This is a genomic window from Mesorhizobium sp. M7A.F.Ca.AU.002.02.1.1 (assembly GCF_003998535.1).
Lineage (GTDB): Bacteria > Pseudomonadota > Alphaproteobacteria > Rhizobiales > Rhizobiaceae > Mesorhizobium > Mesorhizobium ciceri.
This window is the reverse complement of record NZ_RZPB01000885.1, coordinates 1-2,223: the sequence shown is the minus strand read 5'-3', so window position 1 is coordinate 2,223 and position 2,223 is coordinate 1. Positions and strand designations below refer to the sequence as shown.

General features: G+C 62.9%; 2 protein-coding genes and 1 pseudogene. All 3 read right to left on the bottom strand.

Going from position 1 to position 2,223, the window contains the following annotated elements:
• Positions 1–291, bottom strand: a pseudogene (locus EN879_RS32850) (hypothetical protein); the annotation flags it as partial.
• Positions 291–701 (bottom strand): hypothetical protein, encoded by a 411-nt coding sequence (locus tag EN879_RS32845; protein ID WP_224618958.1) that lies wholly within the window; start codon positions 699–701, stop codon positions 291–293. The pseudogene EN879_RS32850 and the gene EN879_RS32845, both read right to left, overlap by 1 nt.
• A 35-nt stretch (positions 702–736) precedes the next feature.
• On the bottom strand, positions 737–1,972 hold the full coding sequence (gene rlmN / locus EN879_RS32840; RefSeq protein WP_063169553.1) for a 23S rRNA (adenine(2503)-C(2))-methyltransferase RlmN: 1,236 nt from the start codon (positions 1,970–1,972) through the stop codon (positions 737–739).
• Positions 1,973–2,223: the final 251 nt, after the last annotated feature.

Sequence of the window (2,223 nt, the reverse complement as noted above, 5' to 3'; positions counted from 1 at the left end):
GGCAACCACCGCGCCCGCCAGCGCATAGAACAGCCAGTCGCGCCGGCCCAGGATTTCGGCAAGCAGGATGACGACAGAGGCCGGCATCAGGGCGAAATAGGCGACGAACAGGGCGGCGAAGGGAATTGAAAAATACAGGGAAGCCGTCGCCGTCGGATGCGCATGCTCCGGCGTGTAGCCGAGCGATGCCAGGAACAGGATGTTGAGGAAGGCGCTCGCCGCCAGCGAGGCGACGGCATAGCCGAACAGGATGACGGTGAAACGGATGAGGTAGCCGACGAGACGCGCCATCAATCCCGGCCCAGATTCCGGCCCGTGCCGGACCTGCGTCCAGCCAGAAGCCAGTAGATCCAACCGGCGGCGATGCCGGCGGTGGCGAGAAAACCCAGAAAGCCCGGATTGAAGACAAAGCTGCTGGCCGAGCGCGGCATGGATACGCCAAAGGCAATGGACGTGATCGCACCAGTGGCGGCGAAGTAGAACCATCCTCGAAGTGAGAACCGTTCGGCGACAAAGAGCGCCGGGCCGACGATCAACAGCGCGCCGATCATTACGGTCAACACGGCGAGCGGGAACGAGCCAAGCCAGTCGAAGGCGAAAATGATCGACCAGTTGCCGTCTTCGATGCCTTCCAGAAGAGCGATCAGCAGCACCGGCACCAGGATCGAGGTCAGCACGGCGGCGATATAGCCGACCGCCATGATGGCGAGGCGTCTTAGGCAGGCGAAGGGGCGGTTCACGCCTCGCCGTGCCCCGCTATCATCATCGCTTCCAGAGCCAGCCGGTCGACCTTGCGCATGCGCTCGGAGTCGGATTTGAGCTGGCCGCAGGCGGCGAGGATGTCGCGGCCGCGCGGCGTGCGGATCGGCGAGGCATAGCCGGCATTGTTGATGTAGTCGGCGAATTTCTCGATCGTTTCCCAGTCCGAGCACTGGTAATTGGTGCCCGGCCACGGGTTGAACGGGATCAGGTTGATCTTGGCCGGAATGCCCTTGAGCAGCTTGATCAGTCCCTTGGCGTCCTCGATGGAATCGTTGACGTCCTTCAGCATCACATATTCGAAGGTGATGCGCTTGGCGTTCGACAGGCCGGGATAGGCGCGGCAGGCGGCGATCAGTTCCTTCAGCGGATACTTCTTGTTGATCGGCACAAGCAAGTCGCGCAGATCGTCATTGGTGGCATGCAGCGAGATTGCCAGCATGACGCCGATTTCCTCGCCGGTGCGGAAGATTTCCGGCACGACGCCGGAGGTCGACAGCGTGATGCGCCGCTTCGACAGGGACAGGCCGTCACCGTCGGAAGCGATCAGCAGCGCCTTCTTCACCGCTTCGAAATTGTAAAGCGGCTCGCCCATGCCCATCATGACGATATTGGACACTTTGCGGCCTTCGGCCGGCACGATGGCGCCGTCGGGCGTGTCGCGGTCAGGGAAATCGCCGAGCCGGTCGCGGGCGGTGAGCAGCTGGGCGAGGATCTCCTCGGCCGTCAGATTGCGCACCAGCTTCTGCGTGCCGGTGTGGCAGAACGAGCAGGTCAGCGTGCAGCCCACCTGCGAGGAGATGCACAGCGTGCCGCGACCCTCTTCGGGAATGTAGACGGTTTCGATCTCGACAGGCCGGCCGGCGCCGCGCGGCGGAAAGCGGAACAGCCACTTTCGCGTGCCGTCGGCGGAAATCTGCTCCTCGACGATCTCGGGCCTGGCGACGGTGAAATGCTTGTCGAGCTCAGCACGCAGATCCTTGGAGATGTTGAACATGCCGGCGAAATCGGAGACGCCGCGCACATACATCCAGTGCCACAGCTGCTGGGCGCGCATTGTCGCCTGGCGCTCGGGCACAGCGCCTGATGCAACCAGAGTCTCGGCGAGTTCGATCCGCGTCAGGCCGATCAGCGACTGCTTTTCGGGCTGTGCCGAGCGGGCACGCAACGCGTCGCGGGCGCTGTCAGTGGTGAGATCGAATGAAAGGGTCATGGTTGCACTGATATAAGCGGTTTGCGGCCGATTTCACGCATCGTGCCGGAAAGGAAGCGCGGCGCATAGCACAGGTTGAGGGCAGAGTCATGCTCAGCTAGCTTTACGATCTACGATCGCCTTGGAACGACGTCGGCACCGCCCCTCGTCATGGCGGGCATTTCTCTCCCGATAATGCCTGTCTTGCGGCGGCAGCGCGTTTTGCTGATGGCTTCCCCCCCTCCCTCGAGCGTAGCTCGACGGAGTGGGGG